Source organism: Phenylobacterium sp. LjRoot97 (assembly GCF_964254345.1).
Lineage (GTDB): Bacteria > Pseudomonadota > Alphaproteobacteria > Caulobacterales > Caulobacteraceae > Phenylobacterium.
This window is the reverse complement of record NZ_CAXUTH020000001.1, coordinates 3,855,892-3,878,336: the sequence shown is the minus strand read 5'-3', so window position 1 is coordinate 3,878,336 and position 22,445 is coordinate 3,855,892. Positions and strand designations below refer to the sequence as shown.

Genomic DNA, 22,445 nt, shown 5'->3' with positions numbered 1-22,445 from the left:
GCCCCCGCGGCGCCCAGGCAAAGTGGGCGAAAAGCCCGAGGGGAACGCCAGGTGAAGAAGCTGCTGATCGCCAACCGCGGCGAGATCGCCATCCGCATCGCTCGCACTGCTGCGGACATGGGGATCGAGACGCTGGCGGTCTATTCCAGCGACGATGCAGCCTCGCTGCACACTCGGGTGACGGGCGCGGCGCACGCGCTGAGCGGGGCCGGGCCGGGCGCCTATCTCGACGGCGCGCAGATCCTGGCCGCGGCCCTGGCGCAGGGCTGTGACGCCGTGCATCCCGGTTATGGCTTCCTGTCCGAGAACGCGGCCTTCGCGCGGGCCTGCGCCCAGGCGGGTGTGACGTTCGTCGGCCCCTCGTCCGAGACGCTTGAGTTGTTCGGCGACAAGGGCGCGGCCCGGGCCCTGGCCGAGCGGTGCGACGTTCCGATCCTGGCTGGGACCCACGGTGGAACCACCCTGGCCGAGGCGCGGCTGTTCCTCGAGAGCTTGGGGCCGAACGGAGCCGTGATGGTCAAGGCGGTCGCCGGCGGAGGCGGGCGCGGCATGCGGCCGGTGCGCTCACCGGGCGAACTGACCGAGGCCTTCGAGCGCTGCGCCTCCGAGGCGCAGGCCGCGTTCGGCGATGGAGCGCTCTATGTCGAGGAGTTCCTGCCGCGCGCCCGACATGTAGAGGTGCAGATCGTCGGCGACGGGCAGGTGGTCTCGCACCTCTGGGATCGCGAATGCAGTCTGCAGCGCCAACGCCAGAAAGTGGTCGAGATCGCCCCGGCGACGAGCCTGCCGATGGAAACCCGCGAGCGACTGTTCGAGGCCGCCATCGCGCTTGGGCGGGCGGCGCACTACCGCAATCTCGGCACGGTCGAGTTCCTGGTCGATGGCGAGCGGGTGGTGTTCATCGAAGCCAATCCGCGGCTGCAGGTCGAACATACCGTCACCGAAGAGGTGACCGGGCTAGATCTCGTCCGTCTACAGATCGAACTGGCGCGCGGCGGCACGCTGGCCCAGCTCGATCTGGTCCATGCGGCGGTCCCTCGGCCTCGCGGCGTCGCCCTGCAGGCCCGCGTCAACCTCGAGACCATGACCCCTGACGGTGCGGCCAAGCCCTCCGGCGGGGTGCTGTCAGCGTACGAGCCGCCGTCCGGACCCGGCGTGCGGGTCGACGGCTTCGGCTACGCTGGATACCGCACCGGGACTAGGTTCGACTCTCTGCTCGCCAAGCTGATCGTGCACGCGCCGGACCTGCCCTCGGCCGCGGCCAAGGCGCGACGGGCGCTTTCGGAGTTCAAGATCGTCGGGGCCGCGACCAACATCGAGTTCCTGCAGGGGCTGCTGGCCCATCCGGCGGTGACAGGCGGCGAGGTCCATACTCGGCTGATCGAAGAACGCATGGACGAACTGGCGCAGACGCCGTCGGCTCCGCGCCACTACTTCGAGACTAAAGCGGCGGCGACGCCCAAACGCGCCGGTGCGCAGATCGACGCCTCCGATCCGCTGGCGGTTCTGCACCACGGCAAGGCGCAAGCCGAGACGCAGGACGAGCCCGAGGAGCCGGAAGGCCCGGAAGGGACGCGGCCGGTGCGAGCGCCGCTGCAGGGCACGGTGATCGGCCTGATGATCCAGCCCGGCGATGAGGTGCGCGAGGGTCAGCCGCTCTTCGTGATGGAAGCCATGAAGATGGAGCACGTCGTCGCGGCCGACGTCTCGGGCGTCGTGCGCCTGGTGGCGGTGGGCGAGGGCGACACAGTCTTCGAAGATCATGCCCTGGCCTTCATCGAGCCGGCCGACGTCGCCGGCGGCGCGGACGTCGGCGAAGAGGCGATCGAACTTGATCACATTCGTCCTGACCTAGCCGAGGTTCTCGAACGCCACCGCCTGACGCTCGACGCGGCGCGCCCCGACGCGGTCGCCCGCCGCCGCAAGACCGGGCAGCGGACCACGCGCGAGAACATCGACGACCTCTGCGATCCGGGCAGCTTCACCGAGTACGGCGCGCTGACCGTCGCCGCTCGGCGGCGGCGCAACACTGTCGACGAGCTCATCGCCCAGACCCCGGCCGACGGCATGGTCATGGGGCTGGGCTCGGTCAACGGCGACCGCTTCGCCGAGGACAAGGCCCGCGTGGCGGTGATGGCCTACGACTACACCGTGCTGGCCGGCACGCAGGGCTCGCATAACCACGACAAGCTCGATCGGATGAGCGAGATCGCCGCGCGCTGGCGGCTGCCGACGGTGTTCTTCACCGAAGGCGGCGGCGGCAGGCCCGGCGACACCGAGGGCGGCGGCTTCGTGCGCGGCTTCGAATTCTGGGGGCGACTGTCGGGCGCCGTGCCTCTGGTCGGCATCGCGTCCGGGCGGTGCTTCGCCGGCAATGCGGCCATCCTCGGCTGCTGCGACGTGATCATTGCCACCAAGGATGCGGCGCTCGGCATGGGCGGTCCGGCCATGGTCGAGGGCGGCGGGTTGGGAGTGTTCCGCCCCGAGGAGATCGGTCCGGTCAGTGTCATGCAGGCCAACGGCACCATCGACGTTCTGGCGCAGGACGAGGCCGACGCCGTGCGCCTGGCCAAGCAATACCTGTCCTACTTCCAGGGACCTGTCGCCGACTGGACCTGCGCCGACCAGCGACTGTTGCGGCGGGCGATCCCGGAGAACCGCCTACGGGTCTACGACATCCGCAAGGTGATCGAGCTGATCGCGGATGAAGGCTCGGTGCTGGAGCTGCGCCCCAAGTTCGGACTGGCCATGATCACCGCCTTCATCCGCATCGAGGGCCGGCCGGTCGGGGTGTTCGCCAACAACCCGCAGCACATCGGAGGAGCCATCGACTCCGACGCCTCCGACAAGGCCGCGCGCTTCATGCAGCTGTGCGAAGCGTTCGACATCCCGCTGCTGTCGCTCTCGGACACGCCCGGCAACATGGTCGGGCCGGAGGCCGAGAAGACCGGCTTGATCCGCCACTGTTCCCGGCTGTTCGTGATCGGAGCGAACCTGACCGTGCCGCTGTTCTCGGTCATCCTGCGCAAGAGCTACGGGCTTGGCGCCATCGCCATGACCGGGGGCAGCTACCAGGCTTCGATGTTCAGCGTGTCCTGGCCGACCGGAGAGTTCGGCGGCATGGGGCTCGAAGGCTCGGTGAAGCTCGGCTACCGCAACGAGCTGGCGGCGATCGAGGACGCCGGCGCCCGCAAGGCCAAGTTCGACGAGATGGTCGCCGCCGCCTATGCCCGCGGCAAGGCGCTGTCCCAGGCCATGGGTCTGGCGCTTGATGACGTGATCGATCCGGCCGACACCCGTCGGTGGGTGCTGTCTGGCCTGAAGGCCATGCCCCCGCCGCCGGCCCGCACCGAGAAGAAGCTGCGCTGGATCGACAGCTGGTGATCTGTCCGTGCACGGGGCTGTGACCGCCCACGCCTTGCTTCGCCATCTGCGTTAAGCAAGTTTACGCCCGCTAGGCTCCGCGGCGCGGGGCCGCCTCGCAGGCGGCTTGCCCGGCGAGGGTCGGGGGACGCGTAATGGATAGGCTGGCCACGCTCACGCCACGCGAGCGGCAGTGCCTCGTGGGGGTGGCGCGCCATCTCCAGTCGAAGGAGATCGCCCGCGAGCTCGGGCTCGAGGCGCGGACGGTCGACAAGCACATCGAACGCGCGATGAAGAAACTCGGCGCAGCCAATCGGCGGGACGCCGCGCGAATGCTCGCCGGCGATGTACGTGATGACTACGTAGGGGCGCCGCTCCCCCTGGCCGCCGGCGTCGACGAAATGCTGTCCTCCTTCTCGAAAGGAGGCGCACATGCCCCACACGGCCAAACACCTGCCACAGACCACCTGGGGCGACCTGGAAGCGATCTTCGACAGCCTGGCCAGCACGGGTCAGCAGAAGGAGACGGTGCATCACCTCCTGCAGGTGACGCGGGAGATGAGCCCGTATCTCACGCGGCTCGATCTGCTGCGCGAGATTATCTGCGTCGCGCTCGTCTTGTTGCCCGCCGAGGCGCAGCCCCCCCAGTCGTGGCAGTGGCTGGCGCAGGGGCCGCCCGGACCCCCTGGCGACGACTCCTGAGCGCCATGCTGTTCACCCTGGTCGCTGGAGCCCTGCTGATCGGCGGTTTGGCCATCGCCATCCAGCTCGGCCACCTCATGCAGACGCTCGACGTCTGGCTTGCCCGCGGCTGACCGCTCCCAGAGCCGTCGCCGCTTCTCGTCGCACATTCAAATGTCCCGCGCCGTCGGCGCGGAGGAAGGATCCCTCATGCAACGTCGCGAACTGGCCCAGGCCATCGCCACCTCGCTGTTCGAAACCGAAGCGGCGCTGGACGCCGCGCTTGAACGGGCTGCGCTGCTGATCGCCCAGACCAGCGCCCTGCGGCGCGAGCACAACTACTCGGCGGTGCTGGGCCACGAGGCGGTCGCCGCCCTGACCCGTACCATCGACGCGCTGGGTGAAGCCCGCGGCCACACGATGTCGGCCCATGCCGCCTTCGAGAAGGCTTCGCCGCAGCTGGGCGTCCAGCCCGCCACGCTGCACGGCACCGGCGTCGAGAAGCCCCCGACCGGCGTGTCGGAAACCGAGGGGCCGACCTTCCGCGCCGTCGCCAGCGCGGCTTGACGCGATGCTCGCACCGCTTTCCCTTCCGGGGATGAGCTGGTTTGAGCTGATCAACGCGCCCGTTCAGCTGACCGGCGCCGTCGCCACGGCGTTGGTCACGCTGCTGGCGCTCTGGAAAGGCGGCGTTCCCGAACGGATCGCCGCCTGCGTCAGTCTCGCGGCCTTCTTCCTCAGCCCGCTCGCCCAGCAACTCGGCGGCCTGCCGCAGCCGCTCTGGGGCGTGGCGGCGGTGGATGCGACGGTGCTGGCCGTCGTGACCCTGCTGATCTGGTTCTACGACCGCCAGTGGCTGATCGGGGCCTGGGCCGCCGAGGCGCTGACCCTGATGTGCCATGCCGCCAAGCTGGCGGACGTGACCTTGCTGGCGCGGGGCTACGTCGCCAGCCTCTACATCCTCTACTTCGGCTTCCTGGCCTCGCTGGCCTGGGGCGCGTTCGAGGCCAGCGCCCGCCGTGAGAGGACGGCGAGCGCCTGAGCCGCTAGTGCGGGACGTAGGTCCGCAGCACGTCCTCGATGATCCGCTCCAGCTGCCCCAGCGTGTTGCAGGTCTTGGCCACGTGGCAGAAGCGCTCGTAGCGGTACATGACGCTGTCGCCCTGGCTCCAATAGCTTTCGGGCTCTGGGTTCAGCCAGATCACCGAGCGGGCGCGGGTCTGGATCGTGGCCATCAGATCGAGCCTCGGATCGGCATAATTCGACCGTCCGTCGCCCAGGAAGATGACGGTGGTGTGCCGATCCACCCGATCCAGGTGGTTCTCGCAGAAGTCCTCCAGCGACTTGCCGTAGTCGGTCTGCTGAAAACCGATCTTGCGCAGCACCTGGAAGATGGCGCCGTCGACGTGCTCATCGTCGAGGATGTCGTTGACGCTGATCAGCCGGCCGGAGAACGCATAGGCCTCCATCCGATCGACCACCTCGTTCAGCGAGTAGAGGAAGGTCAGCAGGAACTGGGCGGCCGCGGCCACGGATTTCGAAACGTCGCAGATGCAGACGATCGACGGCTTGTCGATCTTCTCGGTCTTCCAGATGACCTCGAACGGCATGCCGCCATAAGGCATCGACTTCCGCAGCGTGCGGCGGATGTCCATGTGGCCCCTGCGAGCCCGATTGCGGCGGCGCGAGTAGCGGTCGGCCAGACGCTTGGCCATCTTCTTGACCAGCGCCTGCATCATCGCCTGGTCGATCGGATCGATGCCGCCGTCGGCGTTCAGCGCCTTGCGGGTCAGCATCTCCTCGCGGAGCATCTTGCCCGAGCCTGAGGCGTAGAGCTCGTGCTGGCGCTCGACATAGCGCTGCGCCTCCTGGGCCAACCGGCGCTTGCCGGCCTCCAGCCGATCGGCTGCCTCGCCGCCGCCTTCGAGCTTTCGGGCGTTGGCGATGATTGACTCGATCTCGGCCAGACCCATCTCCTCCAGCAGCCGCCGGGTGAGGCGCGAGCGCTGGGTGGTCAGCCGGATCTGCGAGACCTGGGCCCGTTGGGCGGCCTCTTCCATCGCCTGGGCCAGGCCTGAGGCGTCACCCTCGAGCAGCATGCGGGCGAGCTGAGATTCCTCGGATCCTTCCGGCAGTCCGTCCATCGGGGCGCCGTCGCCCTGCGGCGGCGGCTCGAACGCCATCTCGTCGCGGCGGAAGAAGGTCTCGAACGTCTCGTCGAACCGGTGCACCTCGTCCGAGGTCTTGGCCAGGGTCGCGCACAGCGCGTCCTTGAACAGTTCGCGATCGGCGAATCCGACCTTTTCCACCGTGCGATGGGCGTCGATGGCCTCGGCAGGCGAGACCTTAACATCCGCGGCCCGCAGGGCCCGGAAGAAGTCCTCCAGAGCGCCCTGCATGGGCTTAGGCCGCCGGACGGCGCAGCAGCTCGGAGATTTGCGGCTCCACCGCGGCGATGTCCGGTTCGAACTTCAGCAGCACGTTCAGCGTGTCGCGCACGATCTCCGGGCTCAGGCTGTCGGCGTTCAGCAGGATCAGCGCACGGGCCCAGTCGACGGTCTCGGAGATCGACGGCGACTTGCGCAGGTCGAGCGTCCGCAGCGACTGCACGAAGCCCACCAGGCTGGCGGTCAGGGTCTGCTCGATGCCCGGCACGCGGCTGGCGACGATCTTGCGCTCCAGGTCCGCATCGGGCAGCGGGATGTGCAGGTGCAGGCAGCGGCGCTTCAGCGCGTCGCCCAGGTCGCGGATATTGTTCGAGGTCAGGAACACCAGCGGCGGCGTCTTGGCTTCGATCACCCCGAGCTCCGGGATCGAGACCTGATAGGCCGACAGCATTTCCAGCAGGAAGGCTTCAAACGCTTCGTCGGACTTGTCGATTTCATCGATCAGCAGCACGCAGCCGTCGTCTTCCTTCAGCGCCTTCAACAGCGGGCGCGGTTCCAGGAAGGGTTCGGAGAAGAACAGGTCGCCGATGCCGTGCAGGCGGTCCATCGCCGCGTCCATGTCCTTGGCGTCGGAGAGCGCTTCGCCCATCCGGTCCTTGAGGATCTGGGTGTAGAGCAGCTGCTTGCCGTACTTCCACTCGTAGAGCGCCTTGGACTCGTCCAGGCCCTCGTAGCACTGCATGCGGATCAGCGGCTGGCCGAGCAGCTTGGCGGTCGACAGCGCCAGCTCGGTCTTGCCCACGCCGGCCGAGCCTTCGACGAGGATCGGCTTCTGCAGGTGAATGGCCATGTAGAGGGCGGTGGCGATGCGGCGCGAGGCGATGTAGCCGACGCTGGCCAGACCTTCGATCAGGGCGTCCACGGACGACAGGACGTCCGGCTGCGCGGCCTTAATCGCCGCGGGAGAGGTAGCGGTCAAAGTCTCAAACTTTCAAAAGTCGCGCGAAATGGCGCCTGGCTATCTTCAATGAACATGAGTGTGCAGGGGCGGGGCCCTGCACGCAAGCGCTGGTTCAAACGGGTGTTGGAGGGCGCGACCGCTGGCCGCGCCGTCTGCAAAGCGGAGGCTTACAGCCCGTACGGCCGATACGGCCCGGCGATCAGTTGTTCGAACACGCCCATGCCCTGGACCGGCGCCTCGCCGGGCAGGGTGAGGGTGACGTAGCTGAGCGCCTGGATGTGCCAGTTCTCCGGGCTGCCCATGTCGGTGGCCGCCAGGTCGATGTCCTCGCGCTCGACGACGAGGTCGCCCTTGTAGCCTCCGTGGCGCCAGTTCGGCGCGCCATAGCCGATGCCGCGCATCAGGAAGGTCAGGAACGGCTTGAAGCGGACCGAGGCCGAGCCCTGCGCCAGCGGCACGCTCAAGGTTCCGGTGCTGGCGTGGCGGGTGCCGGGGATCAGCGACACCTCGTCCATGGTCGGCGCTTCGGTCTCGTAGAAGCCGTCATGGCCGGCGCCGTCCGGCGCGATCACCGCGCGAGTGTTCCAGGGGCGCCCCTCCGGGTCGGCGTTGACGTGGAAGAAGATGCTGCGGTCGGCGAAGTTCAGCGGCGTCCATTGCCAGAAGAAGCCGCCGAGCGTCATCGGAACCGGCGGCTGCGGGTCGGGCGCGCCGATCGGCCGGATGCCCCAGGAGCGGTCTCGGGTGCCGACCGTGCCGGCCGCCAGTTGCTTGCGCACGCCGTCGACCTCGATCCAGCCGGTGCAGCGCACGTTCTGGGTCAGGCGGGTGTAGTCCATGAACGCGCGCGGCCCGATCCGCCGCATGAAGCGCGGCTCCTCGATCGGGAAGGAGCGCCCCTCGAAGACGATCTCCGCGGCGAAGCCGTTCGACGGCGCGACGGTCACCTTCAGCTTCTGCAGCGGTTCGAGCACCTCGATCGAAATCGGCCCGCAGGCGAGGTCCATCCGCTCCATGTTGATCACCCTGGAAGCGTGCAGGCAGTGCTCGACCCCGTCGCGGATCACCGAGAAGTGGGCGTCGGCGACGTTCAGCTGCGGATAGACCCCGAAGGCGATGGCGAAGAACTCGGTCCCGTCCGGCTGATAGCCGTTGAAGAAGTAGCGATCGTAGAAATTCCGGTCGGTCCCGGCGTAGGCGATCGGCTCGGGCGTCTGGTGGATCGGAAAATCGTCGGCCTTGGTCAGCATGCGGGCGTCCTCCCAGACGTATCTTGCACTGCGGCGATCTTGTCTTTGTCGATTGACGGTATTGCGACGTCGCCGTCTGCGGCATTATCAAGTGAACAAAGATAACAAGACAAGGGAGGACGCTCTTTGCTGACGCCACGTAAGGTTACGGGGCGTAAGCCAGCAACGAGCGCTCAGGAGAGATGAGCACAAGCAACGCGCGCATACCCGACGAATACGCGGCCAATCTGGTCGATCCGACCGCCTATGCGGACGGTCGTATTCACGAGACCTACGCCTGGCTCCGCGCCAACAACCCGTTTGGACTGGCCGAAATCGAAGGCTTTGATCCGTTCTGGGTGGCGACGAAGCATGCCGACATCCTGGAGATCAGCCGCCAGAACGCGCTGTTTCACAACGGCGACAAGGCCACCGTCATCACCAACAAGGCCGCCGACACCGCGGTCCGCGCGATGATGGGCGGCAGCCCGCATCTGGTCCGCAGCCTCGTGCAGATGGACGCGCCGGATCATCCGAAGTACCGCGCTCTGACCCAGTCCTGGTTCATGCCGACCAACATCAAGGGCCTGGAAGACCGCATACGCGGCATCGCGCGCCGCGCGGTCGACAAGATGGCTGCGACCGGCGGTGAGTGCGACTTCGTCCGCGACGTCGCGCTGGGCTATCCACTGCACGTGATCATGGAGATCCTGGGCGTCCCGGAGGAGGACGAGCCCCGGATGCTGACCCTGACCCAGGAACTGTTCGGCGCCACCGATCCTGAGCTCGCCCGCGACGGCGGCAAGCAGCGGGACTTCGAGTCGCTGATGCGCGACGGGGTGATCGCTGACTTCTACACCTACTTCAACAAGGTCTCGGCCGACCGCCGGGCCAACCCGCGCGACGATGTCGCCTCGGTGATCGCCAACTCGACGATCGACGGACAGCCGATCTCCGAATTGGAGGCGATCAGCTACTACATGATCGTCGCCACCGCCGGGCACGACACCACTTCGTCGTCGACCGCCGGCGCGCTGTGGGGCATGGCGGCCAATCCGGGCGAGTTCGCCAAGGTGAAGGCCGATCCCACCCTCATCCCCAGCCTGGTGGACGAGAGCATCCGCTGGATCACGCCGGTGAAGACCTTCATGCGCACGGCCACCGAGCCGACCGAGTTCGCCGGCCGCCAGCTCGCCAAGGACGATTGGATGATGCTCTGCTACGCCTCGGGCAACCGCGACGAGGAGGTGTTCGACGACGCCGCGGCGTTCAAGATCGATCGCAAGCCCAACAAGCACCTGGCCTTCGGCTACGGCGCCCACCTGTGCCTGGGCCAGCACCTGGCGAAGATGGAGATGCGGATCCTCTGGGAGGAAATGCTGCCGCGCATCAAGTCCGTAGAGTTGAACGGCGAGCCCAAGCAGAGCCTGGCGACCTTCGTCAACGGGCCCAAAACCCTGCCGATCCGCTTCCAGATGCACTGAGTTCGAGTATGGCGTTGGAACCTCGTCTGGCCGCCTACATCGCCGCCCGCATGCCCGGCGCGCGCGATGTGGCGGTGCACGACCTGTCGCGTATCTCGGGCGGCGCCTCGCGCGAGACCTATCGTTTTCGCCTGCTCTGGAACGAGGACGGCGCGGCGCGTGAGCGTAAGCTGATCCTGCGCCGCGATCCGCCGGCCTCGCTGATCGAGACCGAACGGCGCATCGAGTTCGAGGCCTACCGCGCCTTTCACGGCAGCGCCGTGCCGGTGCCCGAGATGCTGTGGCTCGAGGAAGAGGACGGCGCCCTCGATCATCCGTTCTTCATCGCCGAGGAGATCGCCGGCTTCCAGGCCTCGCCGATGCTGTTGTTCGGCCCGCCCTACGCGGCGACCCTGGGCCAGCTGGGCCAGCGCAAGTGGACGATCCTCGGCGAGATCGCTCAGGCCGATCCGGCGGCGCTGGGCCTGACGCAGGTGATGGCTACCGTGGCGCTCGAAGCCTGCTGGGACCGCGAGCTTAGCTACTGGGAGAACCTGCTCGACCGCGACCAGCCCGAGCCCCTGCCGATCACCCGCGCGGCGATCCGCTGGCTGCGCGCCAACCCGCCGCCGCCTGCCCAGAAGCTGTCGGTGGTGCACGGCGACTACCGGACCGGCAATTTCCTCTATGACGAGGCCGGGGGCATTCACGGGATCCTCGACTGGGAGATGTGCCACCTGGGCGATCCGCTGGAGGACCTCGGCTGGAGCTTCAACCCGGTGTGGTCGTTCGGCCAGGGCAGGGCCGGCGGTCTGCTGCCGCGCGAGGAGGCGATCGCGATCTGGGAACGCGCCAGCGGCCTGACGGCCGATCCTGCCGCCCTGCACTGGTGGGAGCTGTTCAACTGCGTGAAGGGCCAGGCGATCTGGATCTCATCGGCCCGGGTCTGGATCGACGGCGGCAACCGCGAGCCGATCATGGTCTATCCGCCCTGGCTGCTGCAGAACGCCCAGGACCGCGCCACCCTGCAAGTGATGGGACGCCTATGAACCCGCCCGTTCCCGCCGTGCTGGCCGAGCTGGCCGGACTCAGCGTCCGCAATGCGATGCCGGACGTCCATCCCGCCGACCGGGCCAGCGCGCTGGGCCTGTCGGCGGCGCTGCTGGGCGTCGCCGCCGAGGTGTGGGACGGCATGGCCGCCCGGCTGGTGGCCGAGAATCGCGCCATCCGTCCGCTGCTGGCGCGGGCAGGAGAGGTCGGCCTCGACTTCGCGGCCCTCGCAAACGGCGACGACGCTGATCTGCGGCTGTCGGCGCTGAAGGCCGGCAACGACGCCCTGCGCGCGGCGCTGATCGAGCTGCAGGCCGCAGCTGAGGCGAAGGGCGTCTTGGACTTGGATGCCGCGATCTGGGCAGAACTCCTGGCGTCCACCGAGCGCCGCAAGCTGGCCTCGTCACCGGTCTGAAGCGCGCTCCAGGATCTGCAGGGTGAGCTCGTCGCGCTCGCCGCCGAAGAATCGTGCGAGCGCGGTGCGGAACGGCGTCTCGTCAGGCGCGACGGCGTTGAATAGGGTCATGCAGGACCGGAACTTCAGGTCGTCGGGGGCGCCGAACACCTCGCGCGCCGAACCCTCGGCTTCGTTGGCCAGTTCGGTCAGGTCGCGCAGCCGCGAGCCGAGCACCGGGTGGTTCAGATAGGCGGCCGCCTCCGCCGCCGATCCGATGGCGTAGCGCTGGGCCATGGCGCGCTCGATCCGAGGCCGGCGATCTGCGGAAACACGAACCACATCCAGTGCGATCGCTTGCGGCCGGCCGCCAATTCGGCGCGCGCGGCGGCGATCACCGGCTGTTGGGCGTCGAGGAAACGGGCGAGGTCGAAAGGGTCGGACATCGAAGTTTCCCTTAGCGTCAGGATCGACAACGGCGCCGTATCGGGCTTTGCTGCCGCGCCCGTCGAAAGGCGGGCCAATTTCCAAACGTCGAATTTTGATTGGGGACGAATTTCCAGATGGCGAGAATCTTGCCTGAACCCACGCCTGAGACCCAGCATTTCTGGGACGGGGCGGCCCGGGGCGAACTGCTCCTGCAACGCAACAAGGCCACTGGCGAAGCCTACTTCCCGCCGCGCCCGTTCTGCCCGAAGACCGGCTCGCGCGACGTCGAGGTCTTCAAGGCCAGCGGCAAGGCCGTTCTCTGGTCCTACGTGATCAACCACCGTCCCCGCCCCGACATGGGGACCGAGCCCTACGCCATCGCGGTCGTGAAGCTCGAAGAAGGCCCGACCATGATGACCAACATCGTCGGCTGCCCGCAGACGCCTGAAGCCCTGGTCCTCGACATGCCGCTCGAGGTCGTTTTCGAAAAGTTCAGCGACACGATCTCGCTGCCCTTCTTCCAGCCGGCCAAGTCGTAAGGGCTCAGAGACCATGCAAAAGAATTCCGTCGCGGTCGTCGGGGCCGCGGAAACCACGAAGATGGGCAAGATTCCGGACGTGTCCGTGATCGGCCTGCACGCCGATGCGGCGCTGAACGCCATGGCCGACGCCGGCCTGACGCCGGCCGACATCGACGGCGTCGCCACCGCCGGCATCAGCCCGGTCGAACTGGCCCACTATCTCGGCATCAAGCCGACCTATGCCGACGGCACGTCGGTGGGCGGCTGCTCGTTCATGCTGCACGTCCGCCACGCGGCCGCCGCCATCGCCGCCGGCCACGCCAAGACCATCCTGATCACCCACGGCGAATCGGGCCGCAGCCGAGTCGGCGCCGGCGGCTTCGGCCGTGCGCCGTCCAGCCTGATGGGCCAGTTCGAAATGCCGTTCGGCCCGGTCGGTCCGCCGACCATGTTCACCGTGCCGGTGCTTCGCTACATGAAGACCTACGGCGTCACCGAAGAAGACCTGGCCACGGTTTCGGTCATCCAGCGCGAATGGGCCGCCAAGAACCCGCGCGCCAGCTTCAAGGATCCGATCACCGTCGACGACGTGCTGAACTCGCCGATGATCGCCTGGCCGTACCGGATGCTGATGTGCTGCCTCGTCACCGACGGCGGCGGCGCGCTGATCCTGACCAGCGCCGATCGGGCCAAGGACTTCCCGAACAAGCCGGTCTACGTGCTGGGCACCGGTGAAAGCGTCGAGACCCCGATGGTCTCGCAGATGTACGACTTCACCTCGTCGACGGCGTTCAAGATCTCGGGCGCCAAGGCGTTCGAAGACGCCGGCATCAAGCACTCCGACGTCGATCACCTGATGATCTACGACGCCTTCGCCCACCTGCCGCTCTACGGTCTGGAAGACCTCGGCTTCGTGAAGCCGGGCGAAGCCAAGGACTTCATCAGGGAGCGCAACACCGCCATCGGCGGCAAGCTGCCGGTGAACACCAACGGCGGCGGTCTCTCCTACATGCACTCGGGGATGTACGGCATGTACGCCCTGCAGGAGAGCGTGCGTCAGATGCGCGGCACCGCCGCGGCGCAGATCGAAGGCGCTAAGATCAGCGTCGCCCACGGCGTCGGCGGCATGTTCGCCTCCTCCGGCACGGTGATCTTCACGAACGAGAAGTAGCGGCCAGCGTGACAGCCGGAAGCGGACGCCGCTTCCGGCAATCGTCGCGCGGCATAAAGAAAACAGCCCTTCCCCTTGCGGGGAAAGGCTGATGAAACAGCGACTTACCGCAGTTTATGCTGCACCCATGCTGCAAGGCGTAGGTGCAGCATTTTTTATGCGTCAGCCGGCCTTGTTGGGGTTGATCAGGTACTTCTCGCCGGTCGCCTTGCGGGCGTAGGCCGCGATGAACTCGGGCTGCAGGGCCTCGGCCAGCGAGAGCTCGGCCGTGTAGTGGCTGGCGAAGGTGGTCTTCAGCTCGGCCGCCACGCGGGCGCGCAGCTTGGCGGCGTCGGCGCCGATCTTCACCAGGAAGGGCGTGAGCAGCCAGCCGTTGACGCCCCAGGACAGGCCGAAGTTGCGGGCCAGCTCGGTCGGGCGGGTGTCGAGGCCGCCATAGATGTAGACCTGCTTGTAGGTCGACGAGCCGTAGCGGCTGTAGACGGTGGCCTTGCGGTTGGCCGCGACTTCCATGGCCGAAAGGATCTGCGAGGCGAGCTTGCCGCCGCCGATGGCGTCGAAGGCCAGCGTCGCGCCGGTCTCGTCGATGGCGTCGGTCAGGGCGTCGATGAAGTCGGGCGCGCTCGAGTCGACGACGTACTTCGCGCCGATGCCGCGCAGCAGGTCGGCCTGCTCCTGGCTGCGGACGATGTTGACCAGGGCCACGCCGTCCTTGATGCAGATCTTGTTCAGCATCTGGCCGAGGTTCGAGGCCGCCGCGGTGTGGATGAGCGCGGTGTGGCCCTCGCGGCGCATGACTTCCACCATGCTGAGCGCGGTCAGCGGATTGACGAAGCACGAGGCGCCGTCGGCGGGCGTGGCGTCGGCCGGCAGCACCAGCACGTCGCCCGCCTTGGCGATGCGGTGCTGGGCGTAGGTGGCGCCGCCGAGGATGGCGACGGTCTTGCCGAGCAGGGCCTGGGCCTCCGGCGCGTCGCCGGCCGCGACGACCACGCCGGCGCCTTCGTTGCCGACCGGCATCGAGTCGTCGAGGCGGGCCTTCAGCGCGCGCAGGAACTGCTCGGGGACAGGCGCGGTGAAGACGATGTCGTCGCCCGAGCCGGTGACCTTGGCGTTGGCGATGTCGGCAGGACCGAGCAGCAGGCCGAGATCGGACGGATTGATCGGGGCGCCTTCAATCCGAACCAGCACCTCGTCGGCGGTGGGTTGCGGCACCGGCACGCGCGCCAGGGACAGTTCCAGTTCGCCGCTCGACTTGACCAGCGAACGCAGTTGCAGGCTCGTTTCCATACCCGTCTCCGTTGGATTTTGCTTACGTCGTAAATATGGACGGGGCGCCCCTACGGCAATGAAAAACGCACGATCGGTCGTAAATTTGCGCGTGCTATGCCGAAACCTGATGAAGCAAACCCTGCTCGGCTTGGTGATGGCGGCGGCGCTGGCGAGCGCCGCGCAGGCGCAGCCGGCGCGCAAGCCAGACGTGACCCTGACCGGGGTTCTGACCTCTGCCGCGCATCAGACCTATGTCGAGATTCCGTTCGAGGTCCCGCCTGGGACCGAGCGCCTGACTGTCGATTTCGCCCATGGCGGCAAGGCGCAAAAGGCGGTCATCGATCTTGGCCTGCGCGATCCGGAACGCTTCCGCGGGTGGAGCGGCGGGAACAAGTCCAGCTTCACCCTGGCGCAGACCGACGCCACGCCGTCGTACCTCGCCGGACCGCTGACACCGGGAATCTGGACGCTGATCCTGGGCGCGCCGAACATTCGCAAGGACTCGCGCGCTGAGTATGTCGCGCGCGTCTGGCTCGACCGCGCCGGCGCTCCGCCTGCCGACGTCTCGCCGACGGCGGCGGGCCAGGGCGAGCGCTGGTGGCGCGGGGATCTGCATATGCACACCGCCCACAGCGACGGCTCGTGCCTGTCGCGCATGGGGGCGCGGGTTCCGTGTCCCACGTTCAAGACGCTGGAGGCGGCCGCCGCGCGCGGTCTCGATTTCGTGGCTGTCACCGACCACAACACGACTTCGCATTTCGAGGCGCTGCGCGAGCTCGCACCCTACTTCGACGATCTGCTGATCCTGGCGGGGCGCGAGATCACCACCTTCCACGGCCACGCCAACGTCTTCGGCCCGACCGCCTTCATCGACTTTCAGCTCGGCGGGCCGCGCGCGCCAAGCATCTCCCACATCCAGGCGCAGGCGCGAAAGGCCGGCGGGCTCTTCTCGATCAACCATCCCGGCCTGCCGTCGGGCGAGTTCTGCATGGGCTGCGGCTGGACGGCGCCGGACACGGACTATTCCGCGGTTCAGGCGATCGAGGTGGTCAACGGCGGCTTTGCGGAAGGACCTTTGTCAGGCCTGGCGTTCTGGGAGGCGCGGCTCAACGAGGGGCGGCGCATCACCGCTGTCGGCGGCTCCGACAACCACGACGCCGGCCTCGATCGGGCCAAGGCGCCGGCCATCGGCGTGCCGACCACGGTGGTCCGTGCGCCGGAACGCAGCCAGGCCGCCATTCTCGAAGCGATCCGGCGCGGGCATGTGTTCATCGACGTCGCCGGGACCACTGACCGGCTGCTGGAGGTCCGCGCCGCCAGCGGGGCGGACGTGGCGCAGATGGGCGATCTCTTCGCCGCGCCGGCCGGGCGCAAGATCGCGGTCGAGGTCCGCGTGGTCGGCGCCGCGGGCGGCCGCTTGCGACTGGCTGGCGACGCCAAGGGACTGGCGGCGCCCGGCGACCTGGCGATCGGCCAGGCCGATCAGAGGCTTTCGTTCGAGCTCACCGCCGATGGCGCCGCCCGCTGGCTGCGGGTCGACGTGCTGGGCCCCGACGGCAAGCTGATCCTGCTGGGCAATCCGGTCTACCTGCGCCCCTAGCGTGTGGCGGCTCGCCGCACCGCCGGCAGCGGAAACACTTATTAACTCTGATCGCCTTAGGGTTGGACGATCGCTTCCACGCCCGGAAACAGTATGGGTCTTAGTCCGGAATCCCGCGCCCGCTTCAATCTCGAGCGCGCTTCGGTGCTTGTGCTCGATGAAACCCCCATGGGCATGAGCATCCTCGTGCAGATCCTCACCGGCTTCGGGGTCAAGACGCTGCATCGCTGCGAAAAGGTCGAACAAGCCAAGGAAGCGATCTCGAAAGCCGAGATCGACCTGATCGTCTGCGACTCCCTGGGGGCGGCGGGCGAAGGCTACGATTTCGTGAGCTGGCTGCGGTCGAGCCGGATCGAGCCCAACTGCTATGCGCCAGTGCTGCTGACCTCGGGCCATACGCCCAGCCACGCCGTGCAGAAGGCCCGCGACTGCGGCGCCCACTTCATCATGGCCAAGCCGCTGACCCCGATCGCCGTCCTCGAACGCATCATCTGGATCGCGCGCGAAGGCCGGCGGTTCGTGGAGTGCGACACCTACATAGGCCCCGACCGCCGCTTCAAGAACGAAGGCTTGCCGACGGGCGTCACCGGCCGCCGCCGCGACGACCTGCAAGGCGACATCGGCGAGGCCCAGAGCCCCAACATGGATCAGGAAGTCATCGACAGCCTGATGAAGACAAGACGGGTGGAACTATGAGCTCAGTTCGTATCCATACCCCGCCGGTCAAGCTGGCGAAGCTGTTGCGTACGCCCGGCGGGTTGCCGGTCGCCGAGGCCGTGCAGCGCGCCGGCGCGGGCCTCGCCAGTCTCAAGAACGATTGTCTCGGCGAACTGACCACCATGCTCGACCAGGCCGAGGCCTGCGCCGGGCGGGCGGGGGCCAAGTACGACGCGGCGTTGACCGGCGAACTCTACGACATCGTCGCCAAGCCGATCGGGGTGCCGAGCGTCTGCGGCCTGGGGGCGATCGACACGGCGCTGATCAGCCTGTCGGACCTGCTGGATTATCTGAAGAGCCAGCAGCGCTGGGACGCCAACGCCGTGGCGGTGCACCTGCGCGCCTGCCGGTTGCTGCTGCAGACCGAAGGCGCGGCCGACGCGGCCGGCACCCAGGCGATCCTGGCCGGCCTGCGCAAGGTCAGCCAGCGCTACGCCAAGCCGGAGTAGGGGGCGGCGCCTTACGGCGCCAGCCGGTCCGTGATCGACCAGAGCCCGTCGACCACTGACTTCAGCGACTCAGGGTCCTGGCCGTCCTTGGTCCAGAGCAGGCGCAGGGCGCTGACGTGGACGCCGATGCTGGTCCAGTCCTGGCGCCCGTGGGTGCGCTGGCGGTCGACCAGTTCGCAGAGGCTGTAGCAGGCGTCGCAGAGCGTGCGCTTGTCGAACAGGCCGGCGATGTCGAGGATGGTCGAAGCCTCCTCGTACACCGTGTCCAGCGACACCGACTTCTCTCGGTTCATCGCCTCAAGGCGGCCGATCATGTTGCCGAGCGACTTCATGGCATCGCCAGCATGGGCGGCCAGTTCGCGTTGCGCGCGCTCGTTGGCGAGGCCCGCGGTCATGCCGCCCGGGCGGGCGACCTGTTCGGTCAAGCGGTACTTGACCTTGACGAATTCAGCTTCGCTCACAGTTGCGCCTTCATCGGTTTCAGCAGCATGTCGATGTCGGACTGATCCATGTTCGGATCGGTCGCGGCCCCGACGTGCGTGGAGAGGTCGTCCTTGCGCCGGCCCTTGACGCCAAGTGGTGGGCCCATGTTCTTGAAGCGGCGGTCCGGGCCGACATAGCCGTCGGCCACCACCATCTGCCGTTCGTCCTTGGCCACCCAGAACACCCGCTGCAGCAGGATTTCCGGGGTGAACGGCCGCGAGACGACGAAGTTGGCGCCGGAGTCGCGGCTCTTCTCGACCATGGTGCGGGCGGCGTGGCCGGTCAGCATGATCACCGGCGTGAAGCGCGCGTTGTCGGGTCCTTCGCGGCGAAGCCAGTGCACCAGATCGTAGCCGTCCATGTCCGGCAGGTGCGAGTCAGTGACGATCAGGTCGAGTTCCTGCGTCTTGACCACGTGCATGGCCTCGGCGCCGTTGGCCGCCTTGAATTGCTTGCGCACGCCGAACCCGCGAAACATCGCGGTCAGCGCGTCCATCGCCTGTGAGTTCTGCTGAACGAGCAGGACCACCGATCGGTCGAGATTGATCCGGATCTTGGGATCGAGGGCCATCGGCGAGCGCCTAGAAGAGGTCGAGGTCCCCGGCGTCGGCCGCCGCCCGCACGGGCGCGTCGCGGGTCACCCGCGCCAGCCGGTTGGCGAGGTCGCCGAGAGTGACGCCGGCGACGGCGTCGGTGAGGTCGTACGCATCGCTCTCAGCCTGGGCCGACAGCTTGCGGGTGAAGTTGGCCAGGGCCGCCAGGTGCTGGGTCAGCACGTCGAGGGTCTGGGCCTCGTGCAGGGCGATGGCCAGCGGCTCGCCGCGGCTGGCGCGCACCAGCTGGGTGACCAAGGTCTCCAGGCGGTCGCACAGCTCGCCGGCGTGCTCCAGCTCCTGGGCGATGGAGGCGAGCACCTCGGGGGTGCGGATAATCGCCGATTGGCTCATCAGAACAGCTCCACGGACCCTTCGTCCTCCACCGGCGCAGGGACCCGCGCCACAGGTTCGCGCAGACGGGTTAGCTCCGCGTTATCAGTGACGGTCCGTTGTTGGGCCCGCCCAGTGGTCGGCCAGTACTGGACCCGGCGTGCGGCCAGGCCGCCCAGGCTCGAGCCGACGACGGGAATGCCTTCGTCGCGCAGAAATTTCTCGGCGAAGGCGGCGTTCGAGGCGCCGACGTCGGAGAGCCCGCCGAACATCCGGGCCCCGCCGAACAGCTTGGCCTCAAGGCGATCACGGCGAGCGCCGGAGCGCAGCAGCTCGTTGATCAGCAGTTCCATGGCGTAGGCGCCGTAGCGGCGGCCTTCGTCCAAGCCCTCGGCCTTGCCGCTCGGCAGCAGGAAGTGGTTCATGCCGCCGACGCCGGTCTTCGGATCGCGCATGCACACCGCCACGCACGATCCGAGGATCGTGGTCAGCATGACGTCGGGGTCGCTGGAAATGTGGTGCTCTCCCTGCACCACGTGGACCCGCTTGCCCGGTCGTCCGGAGACGTTTTCGACGATCATGTCAGGGGACCGAACACCGCTTCGATTTTTTCTTTGAGCGTCTGGGTGGTGAAGGGCTTCACCAGGTAGTTGTTGACCCCGAACTGCACTGCGCGCTGCACGAGCTCGCGGTCGGCGCGGCCGGTGAGCATGATCACCGCGGTCTTCGAGGTCGGACCATGGGCGCGGATCGCCCGCAGCAGGCCCAGGCCGTCCAGCTTGGGCATGTTGAAGTCGGTGATCACCAGGTTGGCCGGCGCGGCGATGATCTGGCGCAGGGCTTCTTCGCCGTCGGGCGCCTCGCGCGTCTGGGTGATGCCCAGGGCGTGCAGGCTGGTGCGGATCAGCGAGCGCATGGTCTGCTGGTCGTCGACGATCAGGGTCTTGATGGTGACGGCGGCGGGCATCAGGCGCTCCTATGGATGTCTGCGGCGGAGCAGAGGTTCAAGATGGACGGACCCATCCGCGAGAGGCCGACCTGCTTCTCGACGGCGCCGATTTCGAAGGCGACGCGCGGCATGCCGTAGACCACGCATGAGGACTCGTCCTGGCCGAGTGTGCGGGCGCCGGCCTTGCGCATGGCCAGCAGGCCGGCGGCGCCGTCGCGGCCCATGCCGGTCAGGATCGCGCCCACCGCATGTCGGTTCAGCTTGGCGACCGACTCGAACAGCACGTCGACCGAGGGACGATGGCCGTTGACCGGTTCGCCCGCACGCAGACGGATCACCGGGTGCGAGGCTGACAGCACTTCCATGTGCTGGTCGCCGCCGGGCGCGATGTAGACGTGGCCGGGCTGCAGCCGGTCGCCGTCGCGGGCCTCCGTGACCTGCGCGCCCGAGATGCGGTCCAGGCGGGCCGCGAAGCTCTTGGTGAAGGTCGCCGGCATGTGCTGGGTGATCACTGTCGGCGGACAGGTCTCGGGGAAAGTCGCCAGGATGGTCATCAGCGCCTCGACCCCGCCCGTCGACGACCCGATCGCCAGGATCGTGTCAGCGGCGCGGTAGTCGCCGTCGCGTTCCACCGGGGCGGTCGGGCCGTTGTAAGGCTTGACCCGCGCCCGGGCGGCGGCCTTCACCTTGGCGGTGAGGTCGTTGAAGGCTTCCTGCGCGGTGACGCCGCCGACCGGCTTGCCGACGCAGTCGACGGCGCCGAGTTCGAGGGCCTCAAGGGTCACGTCCGCGCCCGACTGGGTCAGGGTCGAGACCATGACCACCGGCGTCGGCCGCAGGCGCATGATCTTTTCCAGGAACTCCAGGCCGTTCATCTTCGGCATCTCGATGTCGAGCGTGACGACATCGGGATTGAGTTTCTTGATCTGCTCGCGCGCTTCCAGCGGGTCGTTGGCGAAGCCGAGGACCTCGATCTCAGGATCACGCTTCAGCGCCGCGGCGATCAGGCCGCGCATGGTGGCGCTGTCGTCGACGACGAGAACCCCGACGGTCATCGGCCGCCTCGCAGAGCATAGGTGGTCAAACCGGTGGTCTCGAACTGGCTGGCGGCCGGGCCGGACACGCGCTCGGAGTGGCCGATGTACAGCGTGCCGCCCGGAACGAGGGCCGGCGCAAAGCGGCTCCAGATGCGCTCCTGGGTCGGCTCGTCGAAATAGATGACCACGTTGCGGCAGAAGATGACGTCGAACTTGCCCTTCATCGGCCAGTCGCCGATCAGGTTCAGTTCGCGGAACGCCACCAGCTCGCGCAGTTCGTCGGCGACTTCCCAGCCCGAGCCGGACTTCTTGAACCACTTGCGACGCAGGTCGAGCGGCACCGGGGTGACGGCGTCCTCGCGGTACACGCCGGCCTTGCCCTCGGCGATCATGTTCGGGTCGATGTCGGTGGCCAGGATCTTGACGTCGAGGTTCGCCGCCTCGGGCAGGGCGCTGAGCACGGTGATGGCCATGGAGTAAGGCTCCTGGCCGTTGGAGCAGGCCGCCGACCACAGGCGCACGCGGCCGCCGCGGCGCGCGGTCTCGGCGAGCTTCGGCATCACGACGTCGCGCAGATGGTCGAAGTGATGCGGCTCGCGGAAGTAGCGGGTCACGTTGGTGGTCAGCGCCGCCATCATGGCCTGGCGCTCGTCGAGCCCCTGCTGGCCCTCGACCAGGCTGCAGTATTCGCGGAACGAACGCATGCCCAGGGAGCGCAGCCGCTTGGCCAGGCGCGAGTAGACTAGCGCGGCCTTGCCCTCGGCCAGGGCGATCCCGGCGTGGCTGTGCAGGATGTTGGCGATTTTCTTGAAATCGTCCTCGGTGAATAGGAACTCGCCTTCGACCAGTCCGGCCGCGGCGCCGCCCCTGGCGCGCGTGTCGACCGGGCTCGTCATGCTGCCTCCGCCTCGGTCTCGGGCAGGACGCGGTCGAGCGAGATCAGGCTGACCATGCGCCCGTCGATGGCGAAGAGGCCCTTCACGAAGGTCTTCACCTGGTCGCAGGCCACGTCCGGCGTCGGCTGCACCATGTCGTCGCTGACGTTGATGATGTCGCTGACCGCCTCGACCAGCAGGCCGAGCGTGCGGCCGCCGACATTGACGACCATGATCACGTGGCGGGCGCTGGGCTCGCTGGTGCTCAGGCCCAGGCGGGCGCCCAGGTCGACGATCGGCAGCACCGCGCCGCGCAGGTTGATGACGCCCTTCATGTAGGACGGCGTGCGGGGCAGGGGCGTGGCCGGGGTCCAGCCGCGGATCTCGCGCACCTGCATGATGTCGACGCAGAATTCCTGCTCGGCGATGCGGAAGGCGATCAGTTCGCGGCGCGCACCGGCCGCGGAATGGGTCATCGGGTCAGTCAT

Annotated in this window: 26 protein-coding genes and 1 pseudogene; 13 read left to right on the top strand and 14 right to left on the bottom strand. The window is 67.9% G+C overall.

Going from position 1 to position 22,445, the window contains the following annotated elements:
• Positions 1 to 51: 51 nt before the first annotated feature.
• The 5 genes and pseudogenes from ACSQ2H_RS19235 to ACSQ2H_RS19215 all read left to right on the top strand — a co-directional run bounded on the left by ACSQ2H_RS19235 (position 52) and on the right by ACSQ2H_RS19215 (position 5,086).
• On the top strand, positions 52 to 3,384 hold the full coding sequence (locus ACSQ2H_RS19235) for a carboxyl transferase domain-containing protein (protein ID WP_436062976.1): 3,333 nt from the start codon (positions 52 to 54) through the stop codon (positions 3,382 to 3,384).
• A 134-nt stretch (positions 3,385 to 3,518) separates the two neighbouring features.
• Positions 3,519 to 3,686, top strand: a pseudogene (locus tag ACSQ2H_RS19230) (LuxR C-terminal-related transcriptional regulator); the annotation flags it as partial.
• 109 nt (positions 3,687 to 3,795) lie between these two features.
• Positions 3,796 to 4,065, top strand: coding sequence for a hypothetical protein (locus ACSQ2H_RS19225; protein WP_436062975.1), 270 nt, complete (start codon positions 3,796 to 3,798; stop codon positions 4,063 to 4,065).
• A gap of 189 nt (positions 4,066 to 4,254) precedes the next feature.
• Positions 4,255 to 4,611 carry a hypothetical protein gene (locus ACSQ2H_RS19220; RefSeq protein ID WP_436062974.1) on the top strand — a complete coding sequence of 119 codons (357 nt, stop codon included), beginning with the start codon at positions 4,255 to 4,257 and terminating at the stop codon, positions 4,609 to 4,611.
• Between the two features lie 31 nt (positions 4,612 to 4,642).
• Complete coding sequence (locus ACSQ2H_RS19215) at positions 4,643 to 5,086, top strand: hypothetical protein (RefSeq protein WP_436062973.1); 444 nt, start codon at positions 4,643 to 4,645, stop codon at positions 5,084 to 5,086.
• 4 nt (positions 5,087 to 5,090) lie between these two features.
• Here the strand turns inward: ACSQ2H_RS19215 and ACSQ2H_RS19210 are convergent, their stop codons facing one another.
• The 3 genes from ACSQ2H_RS19210 to ACSQ2H_RS19200 all read right to left on the bottom strand — a co-directional run bounded on the left by ACSQ2H_RS19210 (position 5,091) and on the right by ACSQ2H_RS19200 (position 8,642).
• A complete protein-coding gene (locus tag ACSQ2H_RS19210) occupies positions 5,091 to 6,443 on the bottom strand; it encodes a VWA domain-containing protein (protein WP_436062972.1) in 1,353 nt (450 codons plus the stop codon).
• 4 nt (positions 6,444 to 6,447) lie between these two features.
• A complete protein-coding gene (locus tag ACSQ2H_RS19205; protein ID WP_436062971.1) occupies positions 6,448 to 7,410 on the bottom strand; it encodes an AAA family ATPase in 963 nt (320 codons plus the stop codon).
• 149 nt (positions 7,411 to 7,559) lie between these two features.
• Positions 7,560 to 8,642, bottom strand: a complete 1,083-nt coding sequence (locus tag ACSQ2H_RS19200) for a hypothetical protein (RefSeq protein WP_436062970.1) — start codon at positions 8,640 to 8,642, stop codon at positions 7,560 to 7,562.
• 182 nt (positions 8,643 to 8,824) lie between these two features.
• Here ACSQ2H_RS19200 and ACSQ2H_RS19195 point away from each other — a divergent pair, with 182 nt between their 5' ends.
• From ACSQ2H_RS19195 to ACSQ2H_RS19185, 3 genes are read left to right on the top strand one after another with little or no spacing between them, the layout of a single operon-like run.
• Positions 8,825 to 10,105, top strand: coding sequence for a cytochrome P450 (locus tag ACSQ2H_RS19195; protein WP_436062969.1), 1,281 nt, complete (start codon positions 8,825 to 8,827; stop codon positions 10,103 to 10,105).
• An 8-nt stretch (positions 10,106 to 10,113) separates the two neighbouring features.
• Positions 10,114 to 11,133, top strand: coding sequence for a phosphotransferase family protein (locus ACSQ2H_RS19190; RefSeq protein ID WP_436062968.1), 1,020 nt, complete (start codon positions 10,114 to 10,116; stop codon positions 11,131 to 11,133).
• Positions 11,130 to 11,549 carry a hypothetical protein gene (locus ACSQ2H_RS19185; RefSeq protein WP_436062967.1) on the top strand — a complete coding sequence of 140 codons (420 nt, stop codon included), beginning with the start codon at positions 11,130 to 11,132 and terminating at the stop codon, positions 11,547 to 11,549. Before ACSQ2H_RS19190 ends, ACSQ2H_RS19185 begins: the two co-directional genes overlap by 4 nt.
• On the opposite strand, the gene ACSQ2H_RS19180 is transcribed toward ACSQ2H_RS19185, so the two are convergent.
• Together ACSQ2H_RS19180 and ACSQ2H_RS19175 are read right to left on the bottom strand one after the other, a co-directional pair.
• Positions 11,538 to 11,825: a DUF1810 family protein gene (locus ACSQ2H_RS19180; RefSeq protein WP_436062966.1), complete on the bottom strand. Its 288-nt coding sequence runs from the start codon at positions 11,823 to 11,825 to the stop codon at positions 11,538 to 11,540. The genes ACSQ2H_RS19185 and ACSQ2H_RS19180 overlap by 12 nt on opposite strands.
• Entirely contained in the window at positions 11,774 to 11,974 is a 201-nt protein-coding gene (locus tag ACSQ2H_RS19175) for a DUF1810 family protein (RefSeq protein WP_436062965.1), read from the bottom strand. The genes ACSQ2H_RS19180 and ACSQ2H_RS19175 overlap by 52 nt, the downstream gene beginning before the upstream one ends.
• A gap of 129 nt (positions 11,975 to 12,103) precedes the next feature.
• On the opposite strand from ACSQ2H_RS19175, the gene ACSQ2H_RS19170 reads away from it, so the two are divergent.
• Positions 12,104 to 12,496 (top strand): Zn-ribbon domain-containing OB-fold protein, encoded by a 393-nt coding sequence (locus tag ACSQ2H_RS19170; RefSeq protein WP_221220928.1) that lies wholly within the window; start codon positions 12,104 to 12,106, stop codon positions 12,494 to 12,496.
• 13 nt (positions 12,497 to 12,509) lie between these two features.
• On the top strand, positions 12,510 to 13,649 hold the full coding sequence (locus tag ACSQ2H_RS19165; RefSeq protein WP_436062964.1) for a thiolase C-terminal domain-containing protein: 1,140 nt from the start codon (positions 12,510 to 12,512) through the stop codon (positions 13,647 to 13,649).
• Between the two features lie 162 nt (positions 13,650 to 13,811).
• Here ACSQ2H_RS19165 and ACSQ2H_RS19160 read toward each other — a convergent pair whose 3' ends face one another.
• The gene (locus ACSQ2H_RS19160) at positions 13,812 to 14,939 is read right to left on the bottom strand and encodes a zinc-binding dehydrogenase (RefSeq protein WP_436062963.1); all 1,128 of its coding nucleotides are present in this window, start codon (positions 14,937 to 14,939) and stop codon (positions 13,812 to 13,814) included.
• 109 nt (positions 14,940 to 15,048) lie between these two features.
• Here ACSQ2H_RS19160 and ACSQ2H_RS19155 point away from each other — a divergent pair, with 109 nt between their 5' ends.
• The 3 genes from ACSQ2H_RS19155 to ACSQ2H_RS19145 all read left to right on the top strand — a co-directional run bounded on the left by ACSQ2H_RS19155 (position 15,049) and on the right by ACSQ2H_RS19145 (position 17,687).
• The gene (locus tag ACSQ2H_RS19155; RefSeq protein ID WP_436062962.1) at positions 15,049 to 16,521 is read left to right on the top strand and encodes a CehA/McbA family metallohydrolase; all 1,473 of its coding nucleotides are present in this window, start codon (positions 15,049 to 15,051) and stop codon (positions 16,519 to 16,521) included.
• Positions 16,522 to 16,614: 93 nt separating this feature from the next.
• Positions 16,615 to 17,217 carry a response regulator gene (locus ACSQ2H_RS19150; protein WP_436062961.1) on the top strand — a complete coding sequence of 201 codons (603 nt, stop codon included), beginning with the start codon at positions 16,615 to 16,617 and terminating at the stop codon, positions 17,215 to 17,217.
• Positions 17,214 to 17,687, top strand: coding sequence for a hypothetical protein (locus tag ACSQ2H_RS19145; RefSeq protein ID WP_436062960.1), 474 nt, complete (start codon positions 17,214 to 17,216; stop codon positions 17,685 to 17,687). The genes ACSQ2H_RS19150 and ACSQ2H_RS19145 overlap by 4 nt, the downstream gene beginning before the upstream one ends.
• 11 nt (positions 17,688 to 17,698) lie before the next feature.
• On the opposite strand, the gene ACSQ2H_RS19140 is transcribed toward ACSQ2H_RS19145, so the two are convergent.
• The 8 genes from ACSQ2H_RS19140 to ACSQ2H_RS19105 are packed head-to-tail and all read right to left on the bottom strand — an operon-like array spanning position 17,699 to position 22,445.
• Complete coding sequence (locus ACSQ2H_RS19140; protein WP_436062959.1) at positions 17,699 to 18,148, bottom strand: hypothetical protein; 450 nt, start codon at positions 18,146 to 18,148, stop codon at positions 17,699 to 17,701.
• Positions 18,145 to 18,741, bottom strand: a complete 597-nt coding sequence (locus tag ACSQ2H_RS19135; protein WP_293405223.1) for a response regulator — start codon at positions 18,739 to 18,741, stop codon at positions 18,145 to 18,147. Before ACSQ2H_RS19135 ends, ACSQ2H_RS19140 begins: the two co-directional genes overlap by 4 nt.
• 10 nt (positions 18,742 to 18,751) lie before the next feature.
• Positions 18,752 to 19,117 (bottom strand): hypothetical protein, encoded by a 366-nt coding sequence (locus tag ACSQ2H_RS19130; protein WP_436062958.1) that lies wholly within the window; start codon positions 19,115 to 19,117, stop codon positions 18,752 to 18,754.
• Positions 19,117 to 19,677, bottom strand: a complete 561-nt coding sequence (locus ACSQ2H_RS19125; protein ID WP_293405219.1) for a chemotaxis protein CheD — start codon at positions 19,675 to 19,677, stop codon at positions 19,117 to 19,119. Before ACSQ2H_RS19125 ends, ACSQ2H_RS19130 begins: the two co-directional genes overlap by 1 nt.
• Positions 19,674 to 20,063: a response regulator gene (locus ACSQ2H_RS19120; RefSeq protein ID WP_293405217.1), complete on the bottom strand. Its 390-nt coding sequence runs from the start codon at positions 20,061 to 20,063 to the stop codon at positions 19,674 to 19,676. The genes ACSQ2H_RS19125 and ACSQ2H_RS19120 overlap by 4 nt, the downstream gene beginning before the upstream one ends.
• The gene (locus ACSQ2H_RS19115; protein ID WP_436062957.1) at positions 20,063 to 21,100 is read right to left on the bottom strand and encodes a protein-glutamate methylesterase/protein-glutamine glutaminase; all 1,038 of its coding nucleotides are present in this window, start codon (positions 21,098 to 21,100) and stop codon (positions 20,063 to 20,065) included. Before ACSQ2H_RS19115 ends, ACSQ2H_RS19120 begins: the two co-directional genes overlap by 1 nt.
• The gene (locus ACSQ2H_RS19110) at positions 21,097 to 21,978 is read right to left on the bottom strand and encodes a CheR family methyltransferase (RefSeq protein ID WP_436062956.1); all 882 of its coding nucleotides are present in this window, start codon (positions 21,976 to 21,978) and stop codon (positions 21,097 to 21,099) included. Before ACSQ2H_RS19110 ends, ACSQ2H_RS19115 begins: the two co-directional genes overlap by 4 nt.
• Complete coding sequence (locus tag ACSQ2H_RS19105; RefSeq protein WP_436063589.1) at positions 21,975 to 22,445, bottom strand: chemotaxis protein CheW; 471 nt, start codon at positions 22,443 to 22,445, stop codon at positions 21,975 to 21,977. Before ACSQ2H_RS19105 ends, ACSQ2H_RS19110 begins: the two co-directional genes overlap by 4 nt.

Bases quoted from the DNA above. Each gene is read 5' to 3' on its own strand.
- ACSQ2H_RS19225 (WP_436062975.1), top strand. From the start codon at position 3,796: ATGCCCCACACGGCCAAACACCTGCCACAGACCACCTGGGGCGACCTG.
- ACSQ2H_RS19220 (WP_436062974.1), top strand. From the start codon at position 4,255: ATGCAACGTCGCGAACTGGCCCAGGCCATCGCCACCTCGCTGTTCGAA.
- ACSQ2H_RS19215 (WP_436062973.1), top strand. From the start codon at position 4,643: ATGAGCTGGTTTGAGCTGATCAACGCGCCCGTTCAGCTGACCGGCGCC.
- ACSQ2H_RS19210 (WP_436062972.1), bottom strand. From the start codon at position 6,443: ATGCAGGGCGCTCTGGAGGACTTCTTCCGGGCCCTGCGGGCCGCGGAT.
- ACSQ2H_RS19200 (WP_436062970.1), bottom strand. From the start codon at position 8,642: ATGCTGACCAAGGCCGACGATTTTCCGATCCACCAGACGCCCGAGCCG.
- ACSQ2H_RS19195 (WP_436062969.1), top strand. From the start codon at position 8,825: ATGAGCACAAGCAACGCGCGCATACCCGACGAATACGCGGCCAATCTG.
- ACSQ2H_RS19190 (WP_436062968.1), top strand. From the start codon at position 10,114: ATGGCGTTGGAACCTCGTCTGGCCGCCTACATCGCCGCCCGCATGCCC.
- ACSQ2H_RS19185 (WP_436062967.1), top strand. From the start codon at position 11,130: ATGAACCCGCCCGTTCCCGCCGTGCTGGCCGAGCTGGCCGGACTCAGC.
- ACSQ2H_RS19180 (WP_436062966.1), bottom strand. From the start codon at position 11,825: ATGGCCCAGCGCTACGCCATCGGATCGGCGGCGGAGGCGGCCGCCTAT.
- ACSQ2H_RS19175 (WP_436062965.1), bottom strand. From the start codon at position 11,974: ATGTCCGACCCTTTCGACCTCGCCCGTTTCCTCGACGCCCAACAGCCG.
- ACSQ2H_RS19165 (WP_436062964.1), top strand. From the start codon at position 12,510: ATGCAAAAGAATTCCGTCGCGGTCGTCGGGGCCGCGGAAACCACGAAG.
- ACSQ2H_RS19160 (WP_436062963.1), bottom strand. From the start codon at position 14,939: ATGGAAACGAGCCTGCAACTGCGTTCGCTGGTCAAGTCGAGCGGCGAA.
- ACSQ2H_RS19155 (WP_436062962.1), top strand. From the start codon at position 15,049: ATGAAGCAAACCCTGCTCGGCTTGGTGATGGCGGCGGCGCTGGCGAGC.
- ACSQ2H_RS19150 (WP_436062961.1), top strand. From the start codon at position 16,615: ATGGGTCTTAGTCCGGAATCCCGCGCCCGCTTCAATCTCGAGCGCGCT.
- ACSQ2H_RS19145 (WP_436062960.1), top strand. From the start codon at position 17,214: ATGAGCTCAGTTCGTATCCATACCCCGCCGGTCAAGCTGGCGAAGCTG.
- ACSQ2H_RS19135 (WP_293405223.1), bottom strand. From the start codon at position 18,741: ATGGCCCTCGATCCCAAGATCCGGATCAATCTCGACCGATCGGTGGTC.
- ACSQ2H_RS19130 (WP_436062958.1), bottom strand. From the start codon at position 19,117: ATGAGCCAATCGGCGATTATCCGCACCCCCGAGGTGCTCGCCTCCATC.
- ACSQ2H_RS19125 (WP_293405219.1), bottom strand. From the start codon at position 19,677: ATGATCGTCGAAAACGTCTCCGGACGACCGGGCAAGCGGGTCCACGTG.
- ACSQ2H_RS19120 (WP_293405217.1), bottom strand. From the start codon at position 20,063: ATGCCCGCCGCCGTCACCATCAAGACCCTGATCGTCGACGACCAGCAG.
- ACSQ2H_RS19115 (WP_436062957.1), bottom strand. From the start codon at position 21,100: ATGACCGTCGGGGTTCTCGTCGTCGACGACAGCGCCACCATGCGCGGC.
- ACSQ2H_RS19110 (WP_436062956.1), bottom strand. From the start codon at position 21,978: ATGACGAGCCCGGTCGACACGCGCGCCAGGGGCGGCGCCGCGGCCGGA.
- ACSQ2H_RS19105 (WP_436063589.1), bottom strand. From the start codon at position 22,445: ATGACTGACCCGATGACCCATTCCGCGGCCGGTGCGCGCCGCGAACTG.